This is a genomic window from Azorhizobium sp. AG788 (genome assembly GCF_004364705.1).
Classification (GTDB): Bacteria; Pseudomonadota; Alphaproteobacteria; order Rhizobiales; family Xanthobacteraceae; genus Azorhizobium; species Azorhizobium caulinodans.
In genome coordinates, this window is sequence record NZ_SOBM01000004.1 from 283,645 (window position 1) to 308,419 (window position 24,775).

Consider the following 24,775-nt stretch of genomic DNA (forward strand, 5'->3'; position numbering starts at 1 on the left):
GGTGCATGGTGTCCCGTTCCGTCCTTTCGTCCGCTGCGCTCGCCGCGCTTCTGTCTCTCGGCGCGCTTGAAGCTCATGCGACGGACTATCCCACGGCGCCGCCCATGCCGGCTCCTCCCGGCACGCAGGAAGACTGGTACCTCACCATCGGCGGCTCCATCCGGGCCGTGCCGGAATATCCGGGCAGCGACGACTACACCGCCAGCCCGAAGCTGATCTTCAACATCTCCAAGGCCTCGAGCCTCAACGCCTTCCGCAGCGTGGACGACAACCCGTCCATCGCCTTCTTCGATACCGGCCGCTTCCGCATCGGCGCCGTCGGCAAGCTGGATCTCGGCCGCGACCAGGATGACAACGCCAAGCTGAGGGGCCTCGGCGACGTCGGCACGTCGGTGGAACTGGGCGGCTTTGCCGAATGGTACGCCTTCGACTGGCTGCGCCTGCGCGGCGAGCTGCGCTACGGCTTCGGCGGCTATGAGGGCCTGATGGGCGACCTCGCCGCCGATTTCATCATTCCCTATCAGTCGTGGCGGTTTGCGGTCGGCCCGCGCCTGTCCTTCGCCAGCTCCGGCTACATGCAGGCCTATTACGGCGTGACGCCCCTGCAGGCGGTGTCGGCCAGATTCGTGGGCAATCCTCTGCCGGTCTATTCGGCAGGTGGCGGCGTCGATGCCTGGGGCGCCACGGCGCAGCTGACGAAGAACTTCGGCAACGGCTTCGAGGCCGGCGTCTACGGCTCCTATTACCGCCTGGTGGGTGACGCGTCGGATTCGCCGCTCACCCAGTCGTCCAACCAGTTCATCGCCGGCGTGTCGCTTAGCTACACCTTCAACATGGGCAAGTCCTGGTGGTGAGCAGCCGGCACGGCTGATCCATAGAGCGGACGAAGATCGACCGGCGGCTCCCAGCGACCGCCGGTTTTTTCATGCGCGCCATCCGGCATGTCCCTTGCAGGTTCTTTCTCATCCTTTGGTCTGACGGCGCCGTCCGTCGGGGCTGAGACGTGGCGCTGCACCTTTGCCGGTAATGCTGCGCTGCGGAAATCATGGCGGTTGTCGGGAGGCAAGGCGCTGGATATAAGCGCCCCGACCCGACGGGGATCGGCGTAGCGGTATCGAGGACTTTGCGGATGTCGATCAGCATCGACGAGGACTATCGCCCCCGCGAGGACGAACCTTTCATGAACGATCGGCAGCGGGAGTATTTCCGGCTCAAGCTGCTGAATTGGAAGGAAGAAATCCTTCGTGAAGCGCGCGAGACGCTGCAGCACCTTCAGGACGAGAATCAGAACCATCCGGATCTGGCGGATCGGGCCTCCTCGGAGACCGACCGCTCGATCGAACTGAGGGCCCGCGATCGTCAGCGCAAGCTGATCGCCAAGATCGACGCGGCCTTGCAGCGCATCGAGGATGGTTCCTACGGCTATTGCGAGGACACGGGAGAGCCCATCTCCCTCAAGCGGCTGGAAGCCCGCCCCATCGCCACCTTGTCGGTGGAAGCGCAGGAGCGGCACGAGCGCCGCGAGCGCGTGTATCGGGACGACTGAGTTTCTGCCTGTCCGGTCGTGCGGAGGCCGGGCGCTCCACAAACACAAAGGCCGGACCTGCATGGCAGGTCCGGCCTTTTCTGTATCGGGAGGGGAGGGCGCCCCGCGGGCGCGCCTCAGGCCTTGTCGGTGGGGCGGCCGAGCAGGCTCGCCATTTCCGCTTCCAGCGCGTCGAACGGATCGGCCGGCGGCTTCTCCGCAGCCGGCGGTTCCGGCGCGGCGGCGGGAGCCTCGGGCTCCTGCACGGAGGGCGCCGTCTCCGCGGTCTCGGCCTTGGCGGCTTCCTCGGCGGCGATCTCGGTCATGCGCAGTTCGAGATCTTCGATGGTGATGCCGGCGGTTTCGGCCGGTGTCTCGGGCTCTGACAAGTCGAGCGCCGCCGCGACCGCATCGATGGCGGCCGGGGACGGCTCGTGAGCGGGTGCCGCCTCAGCCGCCGGCGCCTCCACCACCGCCGGTTCTGCCGCCACAACGGCAACTATCGGCGGTTCGGCGGCGATCACCTCCGGCACCGGATGCGGCTCGGCGGGGGCCTCGACCGGCGGGGCCACCTCGGGCACGACCGTTTCCACGACAACCACCTCGGGCGCCGCGGCGGCCACCGGCTCTTCGACCGGGACATGGATGGCGGGGGCTTCCGCCACCGGCTCATGCACGGCGGGCACATCGACCTGCGGCACCTCGGCGGCGGCCGGGGCGGGCTCCGGATCGGGAAGCTTCACTTCCGGGGCCTTGACCGCCGGGGCGATCGGCTCGCCGAGCAGTTCCTCCACCGTAAGCATCGGAATGATCGCCGCGGCGGCGGCAGCCGGGGCGGCGGCCGCGGGAATGGATGCGGCGGGCTTGGCACGGGGGAAGGCGGTGTCGGTCCGCTCCGCTGCCTCGCCGATCTTCGGCTCGGTGCGGCGGAAGCCGCTGAACTTGGGTTCGCCGCCCGCAGCGTCATCGCGGCGGGTCAAGCGGCTGGCAAAGAGCGATTCCCGGCGGGGCGGCAGCGAGGGGCGCTCGAAACGCGGGCGCTCGCCGACGTTCGGCGTCGGCGCGGCAGGCGCGTCCACAGGTCCAGGCTCGACGGCCGGCGGTTCCGGCGTCACCAGCGGTGCGGGAGCAGCTTCCACCGGAACAATGGCGACTTCCGGGGCGGGTGCCGGCTCGACGAGCGGGGGCTCGGACGCCGCCGGGGTGGCCCCGAGCTTGCGATCCCGCAGCGCGCGGATGCCGAAAGCGGGCGCATCCGGCCCGCTGAGAGGACGGCGCGACAGGAACGAGCGGCGCGGCACTTCCACCGGCGCCTCGACCGCCGCCGGTTCGGGCGCGGTTACCGGAGCCGCGTCGGGCGCAGGCGGAACGGGCTCGGCCGTCTCCAGCTTCGACGCCGCTTCGGCCGGCACGACGTCCGGCGTCACTGGTGCAGGGGTGGCTTCCGGAGTCGGGGCCTCCAGATGCGGTTCCACGGGGGCGGGGGGCTCGGCAGGGGCGGCTTCGGGCGCCTGCACCGGCGCATCCGCCGGCCGGGGCTCGATGAGGCGGGCGCGGGCGGCGCGCAAATCCTGATAGCGGGCATCGGCGCCCTTGGTGCGGTCGCCGGCACGCAGATCGGCGCTGGTCAGATCGGCCTCGGCCTCGCCGGCCATGCGTCGGCCGGGCAGGGGACGCGCGGCGGGGCGCGCGGCAAGAGCGTCGGGGGCTTCGCGGGGCGGCAGGGTCTCGCGCGGGTCACGGCCGGGAAGCGCTTCGCGGGGATCGCGGGGCGGCAGGGGCGCGCGGGCCTGGGCGGCATCGCGGGGCGGCAGGGCCTCGCGGCCGGGGCGGCCGATGCCGGACTCGACGATCACGTCGGCGGTGCCACCCACCAGAAGGAGATGTTCGACCTCGTCGCGGCGCACCAGCACCAGACGCCGCCGCTGGTCCACCGGAACACTGTCGAGAACAGCCAGACGATGGCGCGACCGGGCGATGCCGCCCCGTCCCCCACCGCCGCCGATCCGCCGCACCAGGAACATGGTGAGGGCGAGCAGCGCTGCGATAACCACCAGGGCGATCGCCACTCGAGCCGGAAGCTCAAGCTGCGCGCCGAACAGATCCTGCAACATCAACCCTCCTCATCGCTGGACGAGCGGTGCAATAGCATGAAGCCGCACAGAACGCGCCAGCGGGACGCGTAAACCAGACCCTCGGCAATCGCCTAAGAAATTGTTGACGATCGCGCGCGGATTTCAACCAATGCCGCTACTTTGCGTTAATTTCCGGGAATCATAACCTTCGCCTTGGCCCGCTGGCGGCAAAATGGTAGGGTTTTCCAACAAGGATGACTGGATGACGGGCGGAGCGGGTACCCCGGATCACGGTCCGGCGGAACGGGCAACCGCAGGCCAGACGCAGCAATTCACCAGACTGATCCTCGCCGGAGCAGCCTTTGCGGGCGCTTTCGCGGCGGTGCTGGTGCAAGGGTCCGGTTCGAGCTTCATCCTTCCCGTCCTGGCTGCACTTGCCTGCGTCGGGCTCGTCTCCATCGCCAATGCCATCATCCGCTTCGGGCTCGCGCGGCCGCAGACGGGCGATGAAATGTCGCGTCTTCTCGTTGCGGCCACCAGCGACGGCGTCGCCGTCGTGGAAGACGGCGAGCAGATTTCGAGCGCCAATACGCCCTATCTGCGCCTGACCCGCAGCCGCGAAGGCCAGGCGCCCATTCCGGAGCGCTTCCTCCAGCGTATTCCCGGCGGGCAGGCGATGCTCGCGGAAATTCTGCACGCGGTCGCCGAAGGCACCTCCTGCACGCGCATGTTCCCGTTCGATGCCGACCCCGATGGGCGAAAGCTGCGGGTGTCGGTGCATCCGCTCGGCGGTCGCCGCCGCACCATGTGGGTGCTGTCGGTCACCGGTGCGGAGCGCAGCGAGGCGACAGCCGTGGTTCAAGCTGCCGCCGTGCCCGCTGGTCCTGCCGATGCTGCGGTGACGGAACATTCCGCCGCCGCCGGCCTGCTGGCGCTGTGGGAGCGGGCCCCGCTCGGCATGTTCGTGCTGACGAGCGAGGAAGCCTGGCTGGCGAACGGCGCTCTGGCGCGGCTGCTGGGCTACGACCTCGCCGAAGTCGGCGCCGGGCGCATGTCCTTCCGCGAGATCATCCCTCCGTCCTCCGCCGGTGCCATGCTGGCGGCCCTGACCAAGGGGCGCAGCGACCCGGACGGGCTCGACATCGACGTCCTGCGCCGCGACGGCTCCACCCTGCCGGTCCGCGCTTTCGTCGGTGGCCTGCCCATGGGTGAATGCGTGGTGGTTCTGGCGCCGCGCGCCCGTGCGGCCGCCGCAGCGCCGAGCCTTGCCGCACCGGTGGCGCGGGGCTCTGACGACGCCGCCTTCTTCTCCCGATCGCCGCTGGCCATGGCCACCATCGATGCCAGGGGGCGCCTCACCGAAGCCAACGGCAGCTTTGCCCGCCTGTTCTCCGACGGCCGCACGCTGACCGGTCTCAAGCTTGAACGGCTCGTGGTGGAGCGGGACCAGGTGGCGGTCGAGCAACTGGTGCAGGACGCCCTGCGCGACGGCGCCTCGGGCGCGGCGCAGGCGGTGGACATCGCCATCGCCGCCGAGGGTGGCCGGTCCGCGCGGCTCTATGCGGCGGCGCTGGGCGGACCCGGCGGGGGGGCGGCCATCTATGCGGTGGACACCACGGCCCAGCGGGCGCTGGAGGTGCAGTTCGCCCAGTCGCAGAAGATGCAGGCCATCGGTCAGCTCGCCGGCGGGGTGGCGCACGACTTCAACAACGTGCTGACCGCCATCATCGGCTATTGCGACCTGCTGCTGGCGAGCCACCGGCCCAGCGATCCGTCCTTCCCGGACATCATGCAGATCAAGCAGAACGCCAACCGCGCCGCCGGTCTCGTGCGGCAGCTTCTGGCCTTCTCGCGCCGCCAGACCCTGCGGCCGCAGGTGATCCAGCTCACCGACGTGATCTCCGACCTCTCCATGCTGCTGCGCCGCCTCATCGGCGAGACCATCACGCTGGAGGTGGAGCACGGCCGCGATCTGTGGCCGGTGAAGGTGGACGTGAACCAGTTCGAGCAGGTGATCGTCAATCTGGCGGTCAATGCCCGCGATGCCATGCCCGGCGGCGGGGCGCTGACGCTGCGCACCCGCAATGTCACGGCGGCCGAGACGGCGGCGCTTGGTGACGGCACCGTGGCACCGGGCGACTATGTTCTGGTGGAGGTGGTGGACACCGGCACCGGCATTCCGCCGGAGATCATGGACAAGATCTTCGAGCCGTTCTTCTCCACCAAGGAGGTGGGCAAGGGCACGGGCCTCGGCCTCTCCACCGTCTATGGCATCGTCCAGCAGACTGGCGGCACGATTCTCGCCGCCAGCACGCCCGGCGCGGGGACGACCTTCCGGGTCTTCCTGCCACGCCACGCCGAAGAGGCGGCGCAGGTGGAAGCCCGCCCGGCCGAGCCCGACACGCGTACGGCGGATCTGACGGGGCAGGGGAGCGTGCTGCTCGTGGAGGACGAGGATGCGGTGCGGGCCTTCGCCAGCCGCGCCCTCTCGGCCCGCGGCTACAATGTGGTGGCGGCCTCAGGCGGCGCCGAGGCCCTGGCCGTGGTGGACGCCGCCGAGCATCGCTTCGATCTTGTCATCTCGGACGTGGTGATGCCGGAGATGGACGGGCCGACCCTGCTGCGGGAACTGCGTGCCCGCCATCCGGAGCTGAAGGTCATCTTCATCTCCGGCTATGCGGAGGAGGCCTTTGCCAAGAATCTCCCTGCCAGCGAGAAATTCGCTTTCCTGCCCAAACCCTTCACTTTGAAGCAGCTGGTGGCGGCGGTGAAAGAGACCATCGCCTCCTGAATGGCCTGCCCGGCGCGCCCCCAAGCGGCTGGTCGGACCATGCGCTGGGCTCATACGGCCATGCGACTTACCGCCGAAATGGGTATCATCAGTCGCCCGTCCGGAGCTTTCGAGCGGTCTGTGGAAACCGCCAGGTTGCGTTGCACAATGATCTGGGCCCTACAGAGGCGCGACCGTCTCCGGCCCGGACGGCGCGAATGCGGCGCCGCGTCCGATATGCGGCAACACCATGACCATCTGCGCGGCCCGCAAGCACTCGCCGGGCATTCCTGCGGCGGGATCGTGGCGGGGCCGGTTGAGCCAAGCAGAAGCTGAGCGGACCTTACGGTAAGTCTGTGGCGGTGAAACAGATCGGCGAGAGCTGGACCGGGGCTTTTGAGGCGGTGTCAAACCGCCTGCCGAGGAAAATGTTGCGTCGCACTATCTTATTGGAACATTTTGAGGTGAGGGGAAGGCCGGTCGCTCTTGCCACCCATCTGGCGCTGCGATAAGCCTCGCTCGTTTTCGAACTCCTCCAACCGAGGCCGGCGCGTGCGCTTCAGGCGCACTGCACACAGCGCCCCAAGGTGCGGATCATGAACGCCTTGCTCATGGACTACCTGCCGGTGGTGATCTTCATCGGCGTTTCTCTGGTGATCGGACTGGCCCTGTTGGTCGCCCCGTTCATCGTCGCCTACCAGAATCCCGATCCGGAAAAGCTGTCGGCTTACGAATGCGGCTTCAACGCATTCGATGACGCCCGCATGACGTTCGACGTCCGCTTCTATCTGGTGGCGATTCTCTTCATCATCTTCGACCTCGAAGTGGCGTTCCTCTTCCCCTGGGCGGTGACGTTCGGCGGCCTGGGTGACCTCGGATTCTGGTCGATGATGCTGTTCCTCGGCGTTCTGACCGTCGGGTTCGTATATGAGTGGCGCAAGGGAGCGCTCGAATGGGATTGACCCCGTCCGCGACGAAGCCTCTGGTGTCGGAAGCCCCGAAGGGCATCATCGACCCCTCGACCGGCCGCCCCATCCTCTCCGATGATCCCTTCTACAAGGAGATCAACGCGGAGCTGGCGGACAAGGGCTTCCTCGTCACCACCGTCGATGACCTCATCACCTGGGCGCGTACCGGCTCGCTGATGTGGATGACCTTCGGTCTCGCCTGCTGCGCGGTCGAGATGATGCAGGTGTCCATGCCGCGTTACGACGTGGAGCGCTTCGGCTTCGCGCCGCGCGCCTCGCCGCGCCAGTCGGACGTGATGATCGTCGCCGGCACGCTGACCAACAAGATGGCGCCCGCCCTGCGCAAGGTCTACGATCAGATGCCGGAGCCGCGCTACGTCATCTCCATGGGCTCCTGCGCCAATGGCGGTGGCTACTATCACTATTCCTACGCGGTGGTGCGCGGCTGTGACCGCGTGGTGCCGGTGGACATCTATGTGCCCGGCTGCCCGCCCACGGCGGAAGCTCTGCTCTACGGCGTGCTTCTGCTGCAGCGGAAGATCCGCCGCACCGGCACCATCGAACGCTGAACGGCCGCATCGGGCGACAGGAACTGGCGCATGGACGAGACCCTGAAGGATCTGGCGGCTCACGTGACGGGCGCACTGCCCGGCGCGGTGGTGGCCCACAAGATCGCCTATGGCGAGCTGACGCTCGAAACGACGCCGGACCACATCCTCAAGCTGGCGACGTTCCTGCGTGACGATCCGTCCTGCCTGTTCACCTGCATCGTGGATGTCTGCGGCGCCGACTATCCGGCCCGCGAGCAGCGTTTCGAGGTGGTCTACCACCTGCTCTCCCTGAAGCAGAACGCCCGCGTGCGGGTGAAGCTGTCGGCGGGCGAGGAGACGCTGGTGCCGTCCGTGACCGGCATCTGGCCGGGCGCGAACTGGTTCGAGCGCGAGGCCTATGACCTCTACGGCATCCTGTTCACGGGCCACCCGGAACTGCGCCGCCTGCTCACCGACTACGGCTTCGACGGCCACCCGCTGCGCAAGGACTTCCCGCTCACCGGCTTCGTCGAGGTGCGCTATGACGACGAGCTGAAGCGCGTCGTCTATGAGCCCGTGCGGCTCGCGCAGGAATTCCGCAACTTCGATTTCCTCTCGCCCTGGGAAGGTGTGGAATACATCCTGCCCGGCGACGAGAAGGCGTCATCCCAGCCCGGCGCGCCTGCCGCGCCCAAGGCGAGCTGAAGGAGCGCGCCATGGCCCATACCCTGGACAGCCAACAGCCGGCGGTGCCGGTCCGCAATTTCCAGATCAACTTCGGTCCCCAGCATCCGGCCGCCCACGGCGTGCTGCGCATGGTGCTGGAGCTGAACGGCGAGGTGGTGGAACGCGTCGATCCGCATATCGGCCTGCTGCATCGCGGCACCGAGAAGCTGATCGAGGCCAAGACCTATCTTCAGGCCGTGCCCTATTTCGACCGGCTCGACTATTGCGCGCCGATGAATCAGGAGCATGCCTTCTGCCTGGCGGTGGAGCGCCTTGCGGGCATCGAGGTGCCCAAGCGCGGCCAGCTCATCCGCGTGCTCTATTCCGAGATCGGGCGCCTGCTCTCGCACCTCCTCAACGTCACCACGTTCGCTATGGACGTGGGCGCGCTGACCCCGCCGCTTTGGGGCTTCGAGGCCCGCGAAAAGCTCATGATGTTCTATGAGCGTGCCTCGGGTAGCCGCATGCATGCGGCCTATTTCCGGCCGGGCGGCGTGCACCAGGACCTGCCGCAGAAGCTGGTCGAGGACATCGGCGAGTTCTGCCGCACATTCCCGAGCCTGCTCGACGACCTCGACGCGCTCGTGACCGGCAACCGCATCTTCAAGCAGCGCACCGTCGACATCGGCGTCGTGACGCTGGAGGACGCGCTGGCGTGGGGCTTCTCGGGCGTCATGGTGCGTGGCTCCGGCGCGCCGTGGGACCTGCGCCGCGCGCAGCCCTACGAGTGCTATTCGGAGCTCGACTTCGACATTCCGATCGGCAAGCACGGCGACTGCTACGACCGCTATGTGGTCCGCATGGAAGAGATGCGGCAGTCCAACAAGATCATGCTTCAGTGCGTAGACCGCCTCCTGAAGGAGGCCGGCCCCGTCGCCTCGACCGACCGCAAGGTCTCTCCCCCCAAGCGTGGCGAGATGAAGCGCTCCATGGAAGCGCTTATTCATCACTTCAAGCTATACACCGAAGGCTTCCACGTGCCGGAAGGGGAAGTCTATGCGGCGGTGGAAGCGCCGAAGGGGGAATTCGGCGTTTATCTGGTCGGCGACGGCACCAACAAGCCGTACCGCTGCAAGATCCGCGCTCCCGGCTTCGCGCACCTTCAGTCCATGGACTTCCTGTGTCGCGGGCACATGCTCGCCGACGTCTCGGCGGTGCTTGGCTCCCTCGATATCGTGTTCGGGGAGGTGGATCGGTGAAGGCTTTCGCGCTCGGCATTCTCGCGCTGGCGGCGTCCGCCGGCTTCGCGTCGGCGGCGGACTATCCGACGAAGGCGCCCATGAGCATCGAGATCGTGGCGCCCGCAGCGCCCACGCAGCCGCCGGTTGCGGTGGTCTCCCAGAAGCTCACCGTCTATGCGCTGCTGAATGATGGCTGGCAGCCGGTGGATGCGGCCCTCGTCCCGACGTCCGGCGTGCCGGGCACCAACGGGATGCTGGCGCACACCGATGCGCAGGTGCTGAAGCTCTACAAGGATGGCGTCACCGTCTATTGCGCGATCGCGCAGGCGGGCGGTGCCTATAACAACTGTCACGTAGCCGGAACGCGCTGATGTCCGTCCGTCGTCTCGCTGCCGAGCAGCCCGCCAGCTTCGCCTTCTCTCCGGAGAACGAGGCCTGGGCCGATCGCCAGATCGCCAAGTATCCCGAAGGCCGGCAGGCCAGCGCCGTGATCCCGCTCCTGTGGAAGGCGCAGGAGCAGTTCGGCGGCTGGCTCCCCGAGCCCGCGATCCGGGTCGTCGCCGACAAGCTCGGCATGGCCTATATCCGCGTGCTGGAGATCGCCACCTTCTACACGATGTTCAACCTTGAGCCCGTGGGCCGCCACTTCGTGCAGCTCTGTGGCACGACGCCCTGCGCCCTGCGCGGCGCCGACAAGCTCAAGGAAGTGTGCCATCGCAAGATCGGCCCCGAGCGGCACGTGACGGAAGACGGCGCGCTGTCCTGGCTCGAGGTGGAATGCCTCGGCGCCTGCGCCAACGCCCCGATGGTCCAGGTGAACTACGACTATTTCGAGGACCTCACCCCCGAGAGCCTCGAGAAGCTGCTGGATGATCTCCAGGCAGGGCGCCCGGTGAAGACCGGCTCCCAGACCGGCCGTCAGGCCTCGGCGCCCGAGGGCGGCCGCACGTCCCTGACGGATCCCTCGCTCTACAACCGCAAGCCGGCCGAGCCGGCGGCGGCCGCCGACGCGCCGAAGACCGGCGCCGGCGATGCGGAGGCTTGAGCCATGCTTCAGGACAAGGACCGCATCTTCACGAACATCTACGGCTACGAGGACAGTGGCCTCAAGGGTGCTCTGAAGCGCGGCAACTGGGACGGCACCAAGGGCATCCTGGAGAAGGGCCGCGACTGGATCATCAATGAGATGAAGGCGTCGGGCCTGCGCGGCCGCGGCGGCGCCGGCTTCTCCACGGGCATGAAGTGGTCCTTCATGCCCAAGCAGTCCGACGGGCGTCCGCACTATCTCGTGGTCAATGCCGACGAGTCCGAGCCGGGCACCTGCAAGGACCGCGAGATCATGCGCAATGATCCGCACACCCTCATCGAGGGATGCCTGATCGCGTCCTTCGCCATGGGGGCGCACGCCGCCTACATCTATGTGCGCGGCGAGTATGTGCGGGAGCGCGAGCGTCTGGAGGCCGCCATCGACGAGGCCTATGACGCGGGCCTCATCGGCAAGAACAACATCCACGACTATCCCTTCGACCTCTATGTGCACCACGGTGCCGGCGCCTACATCTGCGGCGAGGAAACCGCGCTGCTGGAGAGCCTTGAGGGCAAGAAGGGCATGCCGCGGCTGAAGCCGCCGTTCCCGGCCAACATGGGCCTCTACGGCTGCCCGACGACGGTGAACAACGTCGAGTCCATCGCGGTGGCACCGGAAATCCTGCGTCGCGGTGCCTCCTGGTTCTCGTCCATCGGCCGCGCGAACAACGTCGGCACGAAGCTGTTCGGCATCCTGGGCCACGTGAACACGCCCTGCGTCGTGGAAGATGCCATGAGCATCACCTTCCGCGAGCTGGTGGAGAAGCACGGCGGCGGCATCCGGGGCGGCTGGGACAATCTGCTCGCCATCATCCCCGGCGGCGCCTCCTGCCCGGTGGTTCCGGCGGCGGCCTGCGAGGATCTGATCCTCGACTTCGACGGCCTGCGCGCGGTGAAGTCCTCCTTCGGCACCGCCGGCGTGCTGGTGATGGACAAGTCGACGGACATCGTGCGCGCCATCGCCCGCATCTCCTACTTCTTCAAGCATGAGAGCTGCGGCCAGTGCACGCCGTGCCGCGAGGGCACGGGTTGGATGTGGCGCGTGCTGAACCGCATGGCCGAGGGTCGCGCCCAGAAGCGCGAAATCGACCAGTTGCTGGAAGTGACGACCCAGATCGAGGGTCACACCATCTGCGCGCTCGGCGATGCCGCCGCGTGGCCGGTGCAGGGCCTCATCCGAAACTTCCGCCACGAGATCGAGAAGCGGATCGACCAGTATGCGGCGAACCCGCATCCCGATCCGGTGCCGGTCGCGGCGGAGTAGGGGACATGAGGATCGAGCAGGAGAAGCATCGCCTCGCGGTCACCCGCAGCGACTTGTCCGGTTCGGTCTTCAACGACGTGAACCTGTCCGGTTCGACATTCAATGACGTGAACCTCGCCGGTCTGGTGGTGGAGAATGTCAATCTGTCGGGCGGCAAGTATCGCGATCTGAATTTTTCCGGATGTGTCTTCGAGGACGCCAACATGGCCGGACTTTCCGCCCGGAAGGTCAATCTGGCCGGACTGCGGATCGAGGATGCCAATCTGGCGGGAGCGACCATCGTGGGCAGCCGTCTCGACGGCATGACCATCGACGGCGTTGCGGTGACGGATCTCTTGGCTGCGTGGAACGCGGCTCAAGCGGGCGGTAAGGCGGACGAATAATGAGCAAGATCATCGTCGACGGGACAGAGGTTGACGTCCCCGCCGAGTACACGCTGCTCCAGGCGTGTGAGGTGGCGGGCGTGGAGATTCCGCGCTTCTGCTTCCATGAACGCCTGTCCATCGCCGGCAACTGCCGCATGTGCCTCGTCGAGGTGAAGGGCGGCCCGCCCAAGCCCACCGCCTCCTGCGCCATGGCGGTGAAGGATCTGCGCCCCGGCCCGAACGGCGAGCCCCCGGTCGTGCTCACCAAGAGCCCGATGGTGAAGAAGGCCCGCGAAGGGGTGATGGAGTTCCTCCTCATCAACCACCCCCTCGACTGCCCCATCTGCGATCAGGGCGGCGAGTGCGACCTTCAGGACCAGGCCATGGCCTATGGCGTGGATAGCTCTCGCTTCGCCGAGAACAAGCGCGCCGTGGAAGACAAGTACATCGGCCCGCTCGTGCGCACCTCCATGAACCGGTGCATCCACTGCACCCGCTGCGTGCGCTTCTCGACCGAAGTCGCCGGCGTGCCGGACCTCGGCGCCATCGGCCGCGGCGAGGACATGGAGATCACCACCTATCTCGAGCACGCCATGCGTTCCGAGATGCAGGGCAATGTGGCGGACCTCTGCCCGGTGGGCGCGCTGACCCACAAGCCCTACGCCTTTCACGCCCGTCCGTGGGAACTGGCCAAGACCGAATCCATCGACGTGATGGATGCGGTGGGCTCCAACATCCGCATCGACACCCGCGGCCGCGAGGTCATGCGTATTCTCCCGCGCGTCCATGAGGGCGTGAACGAGGAGTGGATTTCCGATAAGACCCGCTATGTGTGGGATGGCCTGAAGACCCAGCGCCTCGATCGGCCCTACGTGCGCCAGAACGGCCGCCTCGTGCCGGCCAGCTGGAGCCAGGCCTTCGATGCCATCGCCGCCAAGGTGAAGGCGACCCCGGCGGCCCGTCTCGGCGCGATCGCCGGCGACCTCGCCACGACGGAAGAGCTGTTCGCTTTGAAGCAGCTCATGGGCAAGCTGGGCACGGCCAACGTCGACGCGCGCCAGGATGGCGCCGCCCTCGATCCGGCGCTCGGCCGCGCTTCCTACGTCTTCAATCCCGCCATCGTCGGGATCGAGGAGGCGGACGCGATCCTGCTGGTGGGCACCGATCCCCGCCACGAGGCCTCCGTCCTCAACGCCCGCATCCGCAAGCGCTGGCGCCAGGGCGGCCTCAAGGTCGCGCTGATCGGCGAGCGGGTCGATCTGACCTATCCCTATGACTATCTGGGCGCCGGCCCGGACACGCTCGCGGACCTCACAGGCGGCGGCACGTTCGCCGACGTTCTGAAGGGCGCGCAGCGTCCGCTGGTGATCGTTGGGCAGGGCGCCATCGCCCGCGCCGACGGCGCCGCCATCCTGTCGCTGGCCGCCCGCCTCGCGGTGTCGGTGGGCGCAGTGAAGGACGGCTGGAACGGCTTTGCGGTGCTGCACACGGCGGCGAGCCGCGTCGGCGCGCTCGACATCGGCTTCGTGCCGGGGCAGGGCGGTCTCACCGCCAAGGCCATGGCCGAGGGCGGCGTGGACACGCTGTTCCTGCTCGGTGCGGATGAGATCGAGGTCGCCCCCGGCGCCTTCGTCGTCTACATCGGCACCCATGGCGACAAGGGCGCGCACCGCGCCGACGTCATCCTGCCCGGTGCCGCTTATTCCGAGAAGTCGGGCCTCTATGTGAACACGGAAGGCCGTCCGCAGTTCGCCAACCGCGCGGCCTTCCCGCCCGGCGAGGCGCGCGAGGACTGGGCCGTGCTCCGCGCCCTCTCCGAAGTGCTCGGCCAGAAGCTGCCCTATGACACGCTGTTCGCTTTGCGCGCGGCGCTGGTGTCGGCCCATCCGCACCTCGGCCGCCTCGACGAGATCGAGCCGTCGGATGCGACGGTGGTGGCCAAGGTGGCCGGCCTCGGCGGCACGCCGGACAAGGCTCCGTTCGCGCTGGCCGTGCGCGACTTCTATCTGACCAATCCCATCGCGCGGTCTTCCGCCGTGATGGCCGAATGCTCCGCGCTCCGCCTTGGCGGAACCGCCGTGGCGGCGGAGTGAGTGATGCGCGCGCAGGATCAATCTGACCGCGGGTGCCGGGCGACTGCCCGCACCGGCCGGAACTGAGGGCGAGTAGAACCCATGAGTTGGCAGGACACCCTGATCCACGTGCTCATCATCCTGGCCCAGAGTCTTGGGCTGCTGGTGGGCCTGCTCATCGTCATCGCCTATCTGCTGCTGGCCGATCGCAAGATCTGGGCGGCGGTGCAGCTGCGTCGCGGTCCGAACGTGGTCGGGCCGCTCGGCCTGTTCCAGTCCTTCGCCGACCTCATCAAGTTCGTGCTGAAGGAGCCGGTGATCCCGTCCGGCGCCAACAAGGTGGCCTTCCTCCTCGCCCCACTCATCACCTGCGTGCTGGCGCTCGCCGCCTGGGTGGTGGTGCCGCTGGCGGATGGCTGGGTAGTGGCGGACCTCAACCTCGGCACGCTCTACATCTTCGCCATCTCGTCGCTCGGCGTGTACGGCATCATCATGGGCGGCTGGGCTTCGAACTCGAAGTACCCCTTCCTCGCCGCGCTCCGCTCGGCGGCGCAGATGGTGTCCTACGAAGTCTCCATCGGCTTCGTCATCGTCACCGTCCTCATGTGCGCCGGCTCGCTGGACCTCTCCAAGGTGGTCCATGCGCAGGACACCCGCCTCGGCATCTTCGGCTGGTACTGGCTGCCGCTGCTGCCCATGTTCGTCATCTTCTTCATCTCGGCGCTGGCCGAGACGAACCGCCCGCCCTTCGACCTTGTGGAAGCGGAGTCGGAGCTGGTGGCGGGCTTCATGACCGAATACGGCTCGACGCCCTACCTGCTGTTCATGCTGGGAGAGTACGTCGCCATCGTCACCATGTGCGCGCTCGCCTCCGTGCTGTTCCTCGGCGGCTGGCTCTCGCCCATTCCGTTCGCCCCCTTCACTTGGGTTCCGGGCATCGTCTGGTTCCTGCTGAAGGTGTGCTTCATGTTCTTCATGTTCGCCATGGCGAAGGCCATGGTGCCGCGCTATCGCTACGACCAGCTCATGCGCCTCGGCTGGAAGGTGTTCCTGCCGATCTCCCTCGGCATGGTCGTGCTGGTGGCCAGCTTCCTCCACTTCACGGGGCTCGCGCCGCAATGAGCGCCCCCGTCACCCTGAACGTCCGCATGTCTGGCCGCTTGATCGCGGCAGGAGAGAGGCCATGAAACTCGACCAGGCCGCGCGCGCCCTCTTTCTGACGGAGCTCGTCTCCGGCTTTTTCCTCGCCATGCGCTACTTCTTCAAGCCCAAGGCGACGATCAACTATCCGTTCGAGAAGAACCCCATCTCGCCGCGCTTCCGGGGCGAGCATGCGCTGCGCCGCTATCCCAACGGGGAAGAGCGCTGCATCGCGTGCAAGCTGTGCGAGGCCATCTGCCCGGCGCAGGCCATTACCATCGAGGCCGGTCCGCGCCGCAATGACGGCACCCGCCGCACGACCCGTTACGACATCGACATGGTGAAGTGCATCTATTGCGGCTTCTGCCAGGAAGCCTGCCCGGTGGATGCCATCGTCGAGGGGCCGAACTTCGAGTTCGCCACCGAGACCCGTGAAGAGCTGTATTACGACAAGGAAAAGCTGCTGGCGAACGGCGACCGGTGGGAGCGCGAGATCGCGCGCGCCATCGCCGCCGACGCGCCCTACCGCTGAGCGGCAGGGCCAAGGCAGGGCAGAGCGCTTCGGCGCCTTGAGCTGAGCACCGCGCCGGATGGCGCGACAGGACGAGCGGCGCGCCGACGGCGCGTCATTGGAAAAACCGACAGGGGCTGGCGTTCCGCCGGCACCCGGACAGTGGACTTGGGCGATGGGTACGGGCTATCGACGGGCCGGCCAGCGGATGCGGCTGGAAAAGATCGACGCCAGCGCGTCGCGGAGAGGGGAGCTCGACGCATGAGTTTCGCGGCAGCGTTTTTCTATCTCTTCGCCTGCATACTGGTGGGATCCGCCTTCATGGTGATCTCCTCCCGTAACCCGGTGTATTCGGTCCTGTTCCTCATCCTCGCCTTCGTGAATGCGGCGGGGCTGTTCATCCTGCTCGGCGTGGAGTTCCTCGCCCTCATCCTCGTCGTCGTTTATGTCGGCGCGGTGGCGGTGCTCTTCCTCTTCGTCGTCATGATGCTGGACGTCGACTTTGTCGAGCTGCGCCAGGGCTTCCTCCAGTATCTGCCGGTGGGCGCCATCGTGGGCCTCATCTTCCTCGCCGAGCTGGTGCTGGTGGTCGGCACTTGGGCCGCCGGCCCCGGCGTCACGGTCGCCACCAACGCCGTGATGACCTATCCGCGGGGCAACACCCACGCGCTGGGTCAGGTGCTCTACACGGACTACATCTACTTCTTCCAGATCGCCGGCTTCGTGCTTCTGGTGGCCATGATCGGCGCGATCGTGCTGACGCTGCGCCACAAGCCGAACGTCAAGCGGCAGAACATCTCCGCCCAGGTTGCCCGCACCCCCGAGACCGCGATGGAAGTGGTCAAGGTGAAGCCGGGCCAGGGCATCTGAGGAGCGGGGCACAATGGAAATCGGTCTGTCCCATTATCTGACGGTGGCGGCGATCCTCTTCACCATGGGGACGCTGGGCATCTTCCTCAACCGGAAGAACGTCATCGTCATCCTGATGTCGGTCGAGCTCATCCTGCTCGCGGTGAACATCAACCTGGTCGCTTTCTCGGCCTTCCAGGGCAATCTCGTCGGCCAGGTCTTCGCGCTCCTGGTGCTGACCGTCGCGGCCGCCGAGGCGGCCATCGGCCTCGCCATCCTCGTGGTGTTCTTCCGCAACCGCGGATCGATCGCCGTCGAGGACATCAATGCCATGAAGGGCTGAGGGCATGTATCAGGCCATCGTCTTCCTGCCGCTCATCGGCTTCCTGATCGCCGGTCTGTTCGGCCGCGTTCTGGGTCCGCGCCCGTCGGAACTCATCACCACGGCGCTTCTGTTCATCGCCTGCCTGTTCGCCTGGATCACCTTCATCAAGGTCGGCTTCGCGGGCTTCGACACCCGCGTGCAGGTGATGCACTGGATCTATGTGGGCGACCTCAAGATCGACTGGGCGCTGCGCATCGACACCATGACCGCGATCATGCTGATCGTCGTCACCTCCGTGTCCTCGCTGGTTCATCTCTACTCCATCGGCTACATGCACGAGGATCCGAGCCGGCCGCGCTTCTTCGCCTATCTCTCGCTCTTCACCTTCGCCATGCTGATGCTGGTGACGGCCGACAACCTCGTCCAGCTGTTCTTCGGCTGGGAAGGCGTGGGCCTCGCCTCCTACCTGCTCATCGGCTTCTGGTTCGAGAAGCCCTCTGCGAACGCGGCGGCCATGAAGGCCTTCGTGGTCAACCGCGTGGGTGACTTCGGCTTCATGCTCGGCATCTTCGCCGTGTTCGTGATGACCGGCTCGGTGAGCTTCGAGACCATCTTCGCCCAGGCCCCGAGCCTGGCCGGCAAGACCATCCCCTTCCTCGGCCACCACTGGGATGCGCCGACGGTGATCGCGTTGCTGCTGTTCATCGGCGCCATGGGCAAGTCGGCCCAGTTCCTGCTGCACACCTGGCTGCCGGACGCCATGGAAGGCCCGACCCCGGTCTCGGCCCTCATCCATGCCGCGACCATGGTGACCGCCGGCGTGTTCATGGTGGCGCGCATGTCGCCCATCTTCGAGCTGTCGCCGTCCGCCCTCGACGTGGTGACCATCGTGGGCGCCACCACCGCCATGTTCGCGGCGACCGTCGCGCTGGTGCAGAACGACATCAAGAAGGTCATCGCCTACTCGACCTGCTCGCAGCTCGGCTACATGTTCGTGGCGATGGGCGCGGGCGCCTATTCGGTCGGCGTGTTCCACCTCTTCACGCACGCCTTCTTCAAGGCGCTGCTGTTCCTCGGGGCCGGCTCGGTCATCCACGCGATGCACCACGAGCAGGACATGCGCCACATGGGCGGGCTCTATAAGAAGATCCCCTTCACCTATGGCGCCATGATGATCGGGACGCTGGCCATCACCGGCTTCCCCTTCCTCGCCGGCTACTACTCCAAGGACGCCATCATCGAGGCGGCCTATGCCAGCCACTCGCACTTCCGGGTCTATGCCTACTGGATGACGGTGCTGGCGGCGGCGCTCACCTCCTTCTACTCGTGGCGCCTCGTGTTCCTGACCTTCCACGGCCATCCGCACGACCACCATCACTACGACCACGCGCACGAGAGCCCGCTGGTGATGACCATCCCGCTGGCCGTGCTCAGCGTCGGCGCGGTGATCGCGGGCTTCGTCTGCTACAACCTCTTCGTCGGCCACGACGTGGAGCACTTCTTCCGCAGCTCCATCTTCATGGGTCCGGACAACCACATCCTCCACGCCATGCATGAGGTGCCCGGCTGGGCCGCCTACATGCCCACCGTGATGATGGTGCTGGGCTTCGTGGTGGCCTACTGGTTCTACATGGTGGACCGCCGGGTGCCGGCCGCCCTCGCCAAGAGCCAGGACGCGCTGTACCAGTTCCTCCTGAACAAGTGGTACATCGACGAGCTGTACAACTTCCTGTTCGTGCGTCCGGCGCTCTGCCTCGGCCGCATTCTCTGGAAGAAGGGTGACGGCGCCATCATCGACGGCCTCGGCCCGAACGGCATCTCCGCCCGCGTGCTGGATGTCACCGGACAGCTGGTCCGGCTGCAGACCGGCTACCTCTACCACTATGCGTTCGTGATGCTGGTCGGCGTTGCCGCCATCATCACCTGGTTCATGTTCGCCGGAGTGTGACGATGTCCAACTGGCCGATCCTCTCCGTCGTCACCTTCCTGCCGCTGGTGGGTGCGCTGTTCATCTTCGTCGTGCGCGGCGAGGATGAGGTCGCGGCGCGCAACGCCCGCTGGGTGGCGCTGTGGACCACACTCGTCACCTTCGTGGTGTCGCTCTTCCTGCTGCCGGGCTTTGATCCGGCGGCGCCCGGCTTCCAGTTCGTGGAGAAGAAGCCCTGGCTCGGCGGCATCGCCGCCTATCACATGGGCGTCGACGGCATCTCGCTGTCGCTGGTGATCCTGTCGACCTTCCTCATGCCCTTCTGCATCCTGGCCTCCTGGGACAGCGTGAAGAAGCGCGTGAAGGAGTACATGATCTGCTTCCTGGTGCTTGAGACCCTGATGGTCGGCACCTTCTGCGCCCTCGACCTCGTCCTCTTCTACTTCTTCTTCGAGGCGGCCCTCATCCCGATGTTCCTCATCATCGGCGTGTGGGGCGGCGCGCGGCGCATCTACGCCTCCTTCAAGTTCTTCCTCTACACGCTGCTCGGCTCCGTGCTCATGATGCTCGCCATCATGGCCATGTACTGGAAGGCCGGCACCACCGACGTGCCCACGCTGATGCAGTACGGCTTCCCGGCCGGCATGCAGACCTGGCTGTGGCTCGCCTTCTTCGCCTCCTTCGCGGTGAAGATGCCCATGTGGCCGGTGCACACCTGGCTGCCCGACGCCCACGTGGAGGCGCCGACCGCCGGCTCCGTGATCCTGGCGGGCGTGCTGCTGAAGATGGGCGGCTACGGCTTCATCCGCTTCTCGCTGCCCATGTTCCCGGATGCGTCGCACCTCTTCGCGCCGCTGGTCTACACGCTCTCCGTGGTGGCCATCATCTACACCTCGCTGGTGGCGATGGTGCAGGAGGACATCAAGAAGCTCATCGCCTACTCGTCCATCGCCCACATGGGCTTCGTGACGATGGGCCTGTTCTCGATGAACGAGGCGGGCCTCCAGGGCGCCATGTTCCTGATGATCTCGCACGGCTTTGTCTCGGGCGCGCTCTTCCTCTGCGTCGGCGTGATCTATGACCGGATGCACACCCGCGAGATCGCGGCCTATGGGGGCCTCGTGAAGCGCATGCCGCTCTATGCGGTCGCCATGATGGTCTTCACCATGGCCAACGTCGGCCTGCCGGGCACCTCCGGCTTCGTCGGCGAGTTCCTGACCATGCTCTCCGCCTTCCAGCGCAACACCTGGGTCGCCTTCTTCGCCGCCACCGGCGTGATCCTGTCGGCCGCCTATGCGCTGTGGCTCTACTGGCGGGTCATCTTCGGCCCGCTGGAGAAGGAGAACCTGATGAAGCTCAAGGATCTCAATGCCCGCGAAATCGGCATCATGATCCCGCTCATCGCGCTCACCATCATCTTCGGCTTCTGGCCGGCGCCCGTGCTGGACATGACGTCCCACGCGGTGAACTTCGTCGTCGCCCGTACCGAGACTGCCGCGAGCGTCGCCAAGACCGCCGCGCTGCTGCTCGGCCACTGATCCAGAGGTCGTCCGATGTCCTCCCTCCTGCCGCCTCTCGGCGCGGTCCTCCCGGAACTGCTCCTCGCGCTCTCCGCCGTGGTGCTGGTGCTGATCGGCGCCATCCAGGGTGAAAAGTCGGCCAATCTGGTGAACGGCCTCGCCATCGCGGCGCTGGTGGCCGCCGGGGTGCTCGTGATGCTCCAGCCGGCGGTGACCATCGCCGGCTTCAACGGCTCCATGCTGGTCGATCCCTTCGCCCGCTTCATGAAGGCGGTGGCGCTGCTCGGTGCGGCGGTCTCCCTCATCATGTCGGTGGACTGGCTGAACCGCGCCCAGCAGGCGAAGTTCGAATATGCCGTGCTGGTCGTCCTTGCCTCGCTCGGCATCTGCATCCTGATCTCGGCCGGCGACCTCATCGCCCTCTATCTCGGCCTCGAGCTCATGAGCCTTTCGCTCTATGTGGTCGCCGCCATCAACCGCGACAGCGTGCGTTCCACCGAGGCGGGCCTGAAGTATTTCGTGCTGGGCGCCCTGTCCTCCGGCATGCTGCTCTACGGCGCCTCGCTCATTTACGGCTTCACCGGCACGGTGAACTTCGCCGGCATTGCCAAGGTCGCCACCGCCCCGACCACTGGCCTCGTGTTCGGCATCGTCTTCCTGTTCGCCGGCCTGTGCTTCAAGGTCTCGGCCGTGCCGTTCCACATGTGGACGCCGGACGTGTACGAAGGCGCGCCCACCCCGGTAACCGCCTTCTTCGCCACGGCCCCGAAGGTTGCCGCCATGGCCGTCTTCGTCCGCGTGGCCGTCGAGGCGCTGCCGCACGTGACGCACTCCTGGCAGCAGATCGTCACCTTCGTCTCCATCGCCTCCATGGCGCTCGGCGCGTTCGCCGCCATCGGCCAGCGCAACATCAAGCGCCTGCTCGCCTATTCCTCCATCGGCCACATGGGCTTCGCGCTCGTGGGTCTGGCGGCGGGCACGGAGCAGGGCGTGACCGGCGTGCTGCTCTACATGGCCATCTATGTGGTGATGACGCTCGGCTCCTTCACCTGCGTGCTGGCCATGCGCCGCGACGGTCGCTCGGTGGAGACGATCGAGGATCTCGCCGGCCTGGCCCGCACCAAGCCGCTCATGGCGCTGGCGCTCGCGGCGCTCATGTTCTCGCTGGCGGGCATTCCGCCGCTGGCTGGATTCGTTGCAAAGTACTATGTGTTTCTGGCGGCGATCCAGGCGGGGCTGTATGGTCTGGCCGTGATCGGTGTGGTGGCGTCGGTGGTCGGCGCCTACTACTATCTCCGTGTGGTCAAGATCATGTACTTTGACGAACCGGCCGAGGCGTTCGACGGCATGCCCGGCGAACTGAAGGCGGTGCTGGCCGTGTCCGGCCTGTTCACCACCTTCTTCTTCCTCGCCCCGACTCCTCTTATTGCGGCTGCGGGCGCTGCGGCGCGCGCGCTTTTCTGAACGATGGCGGAACAAAGGTTTCAAAGCTCGACCATCCCCATCATCCGCTTCACGGAGATCGGTTCGACCAATGCGGAGGGTCTGGCGCGCCTGAGCCGGGGCGAGGCCATGCCCGCCTGGCTGGTCGCGGACATCCAGACCGCGGGACGGGGGCGGCGCGGCCGCCCCTGGACCAGCGAACTGGGCAACCTCTTCGCGACGCTCGTGCTCCCCAATCCTGCGCCGGTGGCCAACCTGGCGCAGCTCTGTTTTGTGGCTGGGCTCGCCCTGCGCGACGCCGTGGTGGCCGCCGCGCCCCTGATCTCCATCGACGGGCTGCGGCTCAAGTGGCCCAACGACCTGATGCTGGATGGCGGCAAGCTCGCGGGCATCCTGGTCGAGGGGGCCAATGACCGCTACGGCCGGCCGGCCGCGGTGATCGGCTTCGGCGTCAACTGCCTGCACCATCCCGAGGGCCTGCCCTATCGGGCGACGAGCCTGGAGGAAGCGGGGGCGCCCACTGCGCCCGACCGTCTGCTGGAAGCGCTCGATCTTGCCATGACCGTCCGCCTCAACCAGTGGAACGGCGGCAACGGTTTTGCTTCCATCCGCACCGAATGGATGCGCTACGCCCTCGCCATCGGCGACACCATCACGGTGAAGATCGGCGAGCGGGAAGTGACCGGCCGGTTCGAGAGTATCGATAATCGCGGCGCGATGATGTTGCGCCGCCGGGATGGCATCGCCGAAATCGTAACGGCGGGCGAGGTCTCCCTCACACCGAAAGTGGATTGAACCATCTGATGGCTGACAACAACGAGCTCGTCTTCGCGCCTCTCGGGGGGGTGGGCGAGATCGGCATGAATCTCGGCCTCTACGGGATCGGACCGCGCAAGCAGCGCCAGTGGCTCATCGTCGATCTCGGCATGAGCTTCGCGGGCGAGGAGGCGCCGGGCGTCGATCTCGTCATGCCTGACATCCGTTTCCTGGAGAGCGTCAAGGATCGCATTGCCGGTCTCGTGCTGACCCATGGCCACGAGGACCATGTCGGCGCCATGCTGGACCTGTGGCCCCGCATCGGCTGTCCGGTCTATACGACCCGCTTCACCGCCGCTTTGCTGGACGCCAAGCGCCTGCAGGAGCCCGGCGCGCCGAAGATCCCGATCGAGGTGGTCCGCTCCGGCGGACGGGCCCAGATCGGCCCCTTTGAGGTGGAGTTCGTGCCGGTTGCGCACTCCATCCCCGACAGCCACGCCCTCGCCATCCGGACCGCCGCCGGCCTCGTGCTGCACACCGGCGACTGGAAGCTCGACCCGACCCCCGTGGTGGGCCATGTGACGGACATCGCGCGCCTCCAGGCCCTCGGCGACGAGGGCGTTCGGGCGATGATCTGCGATTCCACCAACGCCATCCGCGACGGCGTCTCGCCATCCGAGGCGGATGTCGCCGCGACGCTGCGGGACGTGGTCGCCAAGGCGAAGTATCGCGTCGCCTTCACCACCTTCTCCTCCAACGTCGCCCGCGTGCGCGCCATCGCGGAAGCCGCCTATGCCAATGACCGCGAGGTTGTGGTGGTCGGCCGCGCCATGGAGCGCGTGATCGGGGTCGCCCGTGAGCAGGGCATGCTGGACGGCCTGCCGGCCTTCCGGGGTGCCGATGCCTTCGGCTTCCTGCCCCGCGACAAGGTGGTGGCCATCCTCACCGGCAGCCAGGGCGAGCCGCGCGCCGCCCTGAGCCGCATCGCCACCGACGACCATCCGGAGATCGCCCTGTCCCATGGCGACCTCGTGGTCTTCTCCTCACGCACCATTCCCGGCAACGAGAAGGTGGTGAACACGGTCATCAACGGCCTCGTGAAGCGCGGCATCAAGGTGATGACCGACAAGGACGGCCTCGTCCACGTCTCCGGCCATCCGCGGCGCGGCGAGCTGGAGCAGATGTACAAGTGGGTGCGCCCGCAGGTCTCCGTTCCGGTGCATGGCGAACCGCTGCATCTGACCGAGCATGCCGCGCTCGCCAAGGCGCTCGGCGTGCCGGAGGTGGTCTCCTGCGCCGACGGCCATGTGATCCGCCTCGCGCCCGGCCATGCCGAGCGGGTGGAGGACGTGCCTTACGGGCGCCTCTATAAGGACGGACGCCTGCTGATCCCGGACAGCGCCCGCACCATTCCCGAGCGCCGGCGCCTCGCCTACGTGGGCATCGTCTCGGTGGCGCTTGCCGTGGACAACCGCGGCAACCTCGTGGGCGATCCGTCGGTGGAGATCACCGGCATTCCCGAGCGGGGGGAGGGGGGAATCGATTTCCTCGACCTCATCCTCGATACGGTGGTGACCACCGCCGAGGGCCTGCCCAAGGCGCGGCGTCGCGATCCCGATGCCATGTCCGATTCCATCGAGCGGGCCGTGCGCGGCGCGGTCAATGGCGCGTGGGGCAAAAAGCCGGTTTGCCACGTCCATATCGTCGAGGTTTGATAGGCCCCATAATGCGCGTGCGCCGTG

General features: G+C 67.0%; 21 protein-coding genes and 1 pseudogene. 21 read left to right on the top strand and 1 reads right to left on the bottom strand.

The window, feature by feature from the left end:
- Positions 1-5 precede the first annotated feature (5 nt).
- The gene (locus DFO45_RS12055; protein ID WP_133865059.1) at positions 6-854 is read left to right on the top strand and encodes a MipA/OmpV family protein; all 849 of its coding nucleotides are present in this window, start codon (positions 6-8) and stop codon (positions 852-854) included.
- Between the two features lie 275 nt (positions 855-1,129).
- Positions 1,130-1,546, top strand: coding sequence for an RNA polymerase-binding protein DksA (gene dksA / locus DFO45_RS12060; RefSeq protein WP_043879109.1), 417 nt, complete (start codon positions 1,130-1,132; stop codon positions 1,544-1,546).
- Between the two features lie 116 nt (positions 1,547-1,662).
- Here dksA and DFO45_RS12065 read toward each other — a convergent pair whose 3' ends face one another.
- Positions 1,663-3,639, bottom strand: a complete 1,977-nt coding sequence (locus DFO45_RS12065) for a flagellar biosynthetic protein FliO (RefSeq protein WP_133865060.1) — start codon at positions 3,637-3,639, stop codon at positions 1,663-1,665.
- Positions 3,640-3,862: 223 nt separating this feature from the next.
- Here DFO45_RS12065 and DFO45_RS12070 point away from each other — a divergent pair, with 223 nt between their 5' ends.
- From DFO45_RS12070 to DFO45_RS12160, 19 genes and pseudogenes are all read left to right on the top strand, one after another.
- Positions 3,863-6,391 carry a response regulator gene (locus DFO45_RS12070; protein WP_166657113.1) on the top strand — a complete coding sequence of 843 codons (2,529 nt, stop codon included), beginning with the start codon at positions 3,863-3,865 and terminating at the stop codon, positions 6,389-6,391.
- A 575-nt stretch (positions 6,392-6,966) separates the two neighbouring features.
- On the top strand, positions 6,967-7,332 hold the full coding sequence (locus DFO45_RS12075) for an NADH-quinone oxidoreductase subunit A (RefSeq protein WP_012170195.1): 366 nt from the start codon (positions 6,967-6,969) through the stop codon (positions 7,330-7,332).
- On the top strand, positions 7,323-7,907 hold the full coding sequence (locus DFO45_RS12080; RefSeq protein WP_043879112.1) for an NADH-quinone oxidoreductase subunit B: 585 nt from the start codon (positions 7,323-7,325) through the stop codon (positions 7,905-7,907). The genes DFO45_RS12075 and DFO45_RS12080 overlap by 10 nt, the downstream gene beginning before the upstream one ends.
- Before the next feature lie 30 nt (positions 7,908-7,937).
- Positions 7,938-8,573 (top strand): NADH-quinone oxidoreductase subunit C, encoded by a 636-nt coding sequence (locus DFO45_RS12085; protein ID WP_012170197.1) that lies wholly within the window; start codon positions 7,938-7,940, stop codon positions 8,571-8,573.
- Positions 8,574-8,584: 11 nt separating this feature from the next.
- Positions 8,585-9,793, top strand: a complete 1,209-nt coding sequence (locus DFO45_RS12090; protein WP_012170198.1) for an NADH-quinone oxidoreductase subunit D — start codon at positions 8,585-8,587, stop codon at positions 9,791-9,793.
- The gene (locus DFO45_RS12095; protein WP_133865062.1) at positions 9,790-10,146 is read left to right on the top strand and encodes a hypothetical protein; all 357 of its coding nucleotides are present in this window, start codon (positions 9,790-9,792) and stop codon (positions 10,144-10,146) included. Before DFO45_RS12090 ends, DFO45_RS12095 begins: the two co-directional genes overlap by 4 nt.
- A pseudogene (gene nuoE, locus DFO45_RS12100) lies at positions 10,146-10,751 on the top strand (NADH-quinone oxidoreductase subunit NuoE); the annotation flags it as partial. The gene DFO45_RS12095 and the pseudogene nuoE, both read left to right, overlap by 1 nt.
- 72 nt (positions 10,752-10,823) lie before the next feature.
- Entirely contained in the window at positions 10,824-12,125 is a 1,302-nt protein-coding gene (nuoF, locus tag DFO45_RS12105) for an NADH-quinone oxidoreductase subunit NuoF (RefSeq protein WP_133865063.1), read from the top strand.
- Positions 12,126-12,130: 5 nt separating this feature from the next.
- Positions 12,131-12,508 carry a pentapeptide repeat-containing protein gene (locus DFO45_RS12110; protein ID WP_133865064.1) on the top strand — a complete coding sequence of 126 codons (378 nt, stop codon included), beginning with the start codon at positions 12,131-12,133 and terminating at the stop codon, positions 12,506-12,508.
- A complete protein-coding gene (nuoG, locus tag DFO45_RS12115) occupies positions 12,508-14,583 on the top strand; it encodes an NADH-quinone oxidoreductase subunit NuoG (protein ID WP_133865065.1) in 2,076 nt (691 codons plus the stop codon). The genes DFO45_RS12110 and nuoG overlap by 1 nt, the downstream gene beginning before the upstream one ends.
- Before the next feature lie 81 nt (positions 14,584-14,664).
- On the top strand, positions 14,665-15,684 hold the full coding sequence (gene nuoH, locus DFO45_RS12120; RefSeq protein ID WP_133865066.1) for an NADH-quinone oxidoreductase subunit NuoH: 1,020 nt from the start codon (positions 14,665-14,667) through the stop codon (positions 15,682-15,684).
- 61 nt (positions 15,685-15,745) lie between these two features.
- Complete coding sequence (gene nuoI, locus DFO45_RS12125) at positions 15,746-16,234, top strand: NADH-quinone oxidoreductase subunit NuoI (RefSeq protein ID WP_012170204.1); 489 nt, start codon at positions 15,746-15,748, stop codon at positions 16,232-16,234.
- Between the two features lie 240 nt (positions 16,235-16,474).
- Entirely contained in the window at positions 16,475-17,083 is a 609-nt protein-coding gene (locus DFO45_RS12130; RefSeq protein ID WP_012170205.1) for an NADH-quinone oxidoreductase subunit J, read from the top strand.
- Between the two features lie 13 nt (positions 17,084-17,096).
- Complete coding sequence (nuoK, locus tag DFO45_RS12135) at positions 17,097-17,405, top strand: NADH-quinone oxidoreductase subunit NuoK (protein ID WP_012170206.1); 309 nt, start codon at positions 17,097-17,099, stop codon at positions 17,403-17,405.
- 4 nt (positions 17,406-17,409) lie between these two features.
- Positions 17,410-19,335 carry an NADH-quinone oxidoreductase subunit L gene (nuoL, locus tag DFO45_RS12140; RefSeq protein WP_133865067.1) on the top strand — a complete coding sequence of 642 codons (1,926 nt, stop codon included), beginning with the start codon at positions 17,410-17,412 and terminating at the stop codon, positions 19,333-19,335.
- A 2-nt stretch (positions 19,336-19,337) separates the two neighbouring features.
- Positions 19,338-20,852 carry an NADH-quinone oxidoreductase subunit M gene (locus tag DFO45_RS12145; protein WP_012170208.1) on the top strand — a complete coding sequence of 505 codons (1,515 nt, stop codon included), beginning with the start codon at positions 19,338-19,340 and terminating at the stop codon, positions 20,850-20,852.
- A 15-nt stretch (positions 20,853-20,867) separates the two neighbouring features.
- Positions 20,868-22,298: an NADH-quinone oxidoreductase subunit NuoN gene (gene nuoN, locus DFO45_RS12150; protein WP_133865068.1), complete on the top strand. Its 1,431-nt coding sequence runs from the start codon at positions 20,868-20,870 to the stop codon at positions 22,296-22,298.
- Positions 22,299-22,301: 3 nt separating this feature from the next.
- Positions 22,302-23,072 carry a biotin--[acetyl-CoA-carboxylase] ligase gene (locus tag DFO45_RS12155; RefSeq protein WP_133865069.1) on the top strand — a complete coding sequence of 257 codons (771 nt, stop codon included), beginning with the start codon at positions 22,302-22,304 and terminating at the stop codon, positions 23,070-23,072.
- An 8-nt stretch (positions 23,073-23,080) separates the two neighbouring features.
- Entirely contained in the window at positions 23,081-24,748 is a 1,668-nt protein-coding gene (locus DFO45_RS12160) for a ribonuclease J (RefSeq protein WP_012170211.1), read from the top strand.
- The last annotated feature ends 27 nt before the right edge of the window (positions 24,749-24,775 follow it).

Excerpts from the sequence above, each read along its gene's own strand:
- nuoN (WP_133865068.1), top strand. The coding sequence starts at position 20,868 with ATGTCCTCCCTCCTGCCGCCTCTCGGCGCGGTCCTCCCGGAACTGCTC.
- DFO45_RS12160 (WP_012170211.1), top strand. The coding sequence starts at position 23,081 with ATGGCTGACAACAACGAGCTCGTCTTCGCGCCTCTCGGGGGGGTGGGC.
- nuoF (WP_133865063.1), top strand. The coding sequence starts at position 10,824 with ATGCTTCAGGACAAGGACCGCATCTTCACGAACATCTACGGCTACGAG.
- nuoK (WP_012170206.1), top strand. The coding sequence starts at position 17,097 with ATGGAAATCGGTCTGTCCCATTATCTGACGGTGGCGGCGATCCTCTTC.
- DFO45_RS12070 (WP_166657113.1), top strand. The coding sequence starts at position 3,863 with ATGACGGGCGGAGCGGGTACCCCGGATCACGGTCCGGCGGAACGGGCA.
- nuoL (WP_133865067.1), top strand. The coding sequence starts at position 17,410 with ATGTATCAGGCCATCGTCTTCCTGCCGCTCATCGGCTTCCTGATCGCC.
- nuoH (WP_133865066.1), top strand. The coding sequence starts at position 14,665 with ATGAGTTGGCAGGACACCCTGATCCACGTGCTCATCATCCTGGCCCAG.
- dksA (WP_043879109.1), top strand. The coding sequence starts at position 1,130 with ATGTCGATCAGCATCGACGAGGACTATCGCCCCCGCGAGGACGAACCT.
- DFO45_RS12130 (WP_012170205.1), top strand. The coding sequence starts at position 16,475 with ATGAGTTTCGCGGCAGCGTTTTTCTATCTCTTCGCCTGCATACTGGTG.
- DFO45_RS12145 (WP_012170208.1), top strand. The coding sequence starts at position 19,338 with ATGTCCAACTGGCCGATCCTCTCCGTCGTCACCTTCCTGCCGCTGGTG.
- DFO45_RS12065 (WP_133865060.1), bottom strand. The coding sequence starts at position 3,639 with ATGTTGCAGGATCTGTTCGGCGCGCAGCTTGAGCTTCCGGCTCGAGTG.
- DFO45_RS12110 (WP_133865064.1), top strand. The coding sequence starts at position 12,131 with ATGAGGATCGAGCAGGAGAAGCATCGCCTCGCGGTCACCCGCAGCGAC.
- DFO45_RS12080 (WP_043879112.1), top strand. The coding sequence starts at position 7,323 with ATGGGATTGACCCCGTCCGCGACGAAGCCTCTGGTGTCGGAAGCCCCG.
- DFO45_RS12155 (WP_133865069.1), top strand. The coding sequence starts at position 22,302 with ATGGCGGAACAAAGGTTTCAAAGCTCGACCATCCCCATCATCCGCTTC.
- nuoI (WP_012170204.1), top strand. The coding sequence starts at position 15,746 with ATGAAACTCGACCAGGCCGCGCGCGCCCTCTTTCTGACGGAGCTCGTC.
- DFO45_RS12055 (WP_133865059.1), top strand. The coding sequence starts at position 6 with ATGGTGTCCCGTTCCGTCCTTTCGTCCGCTGCGCTCGCCGCGCTTCTG.
- DFO45_RS12090 (WP_012170198.1), top strand. The coding sequence starts at position 8,585 with ATGGCCCATACCCTGGACAGCCAACAGCCGGCGGTGCCGGTCCGCAAT.
- DFO45_RS12075 (WP_012170195.1), top strand. The coding sequence starts at position 6,967 with ATGAACGCCTTGCTCATGGACTACCTGCCGGTGGTGATCTTCATCGGC.
- nuoG (WP_133865065.1), top strand. The coding sequence starts at position 12,508 with ATGAGCAAGATCATCGTCGACGGGACAGAGGTTGACGTCCCCGCCGAG.
- DFO45_RS12085 (WP_012170197.1), top strand. The coding sequence starts at position 7,938 with ATGGACGAGACCCTGAAGGATCTGGCGGCTCACGTGACGGGCGCACTG.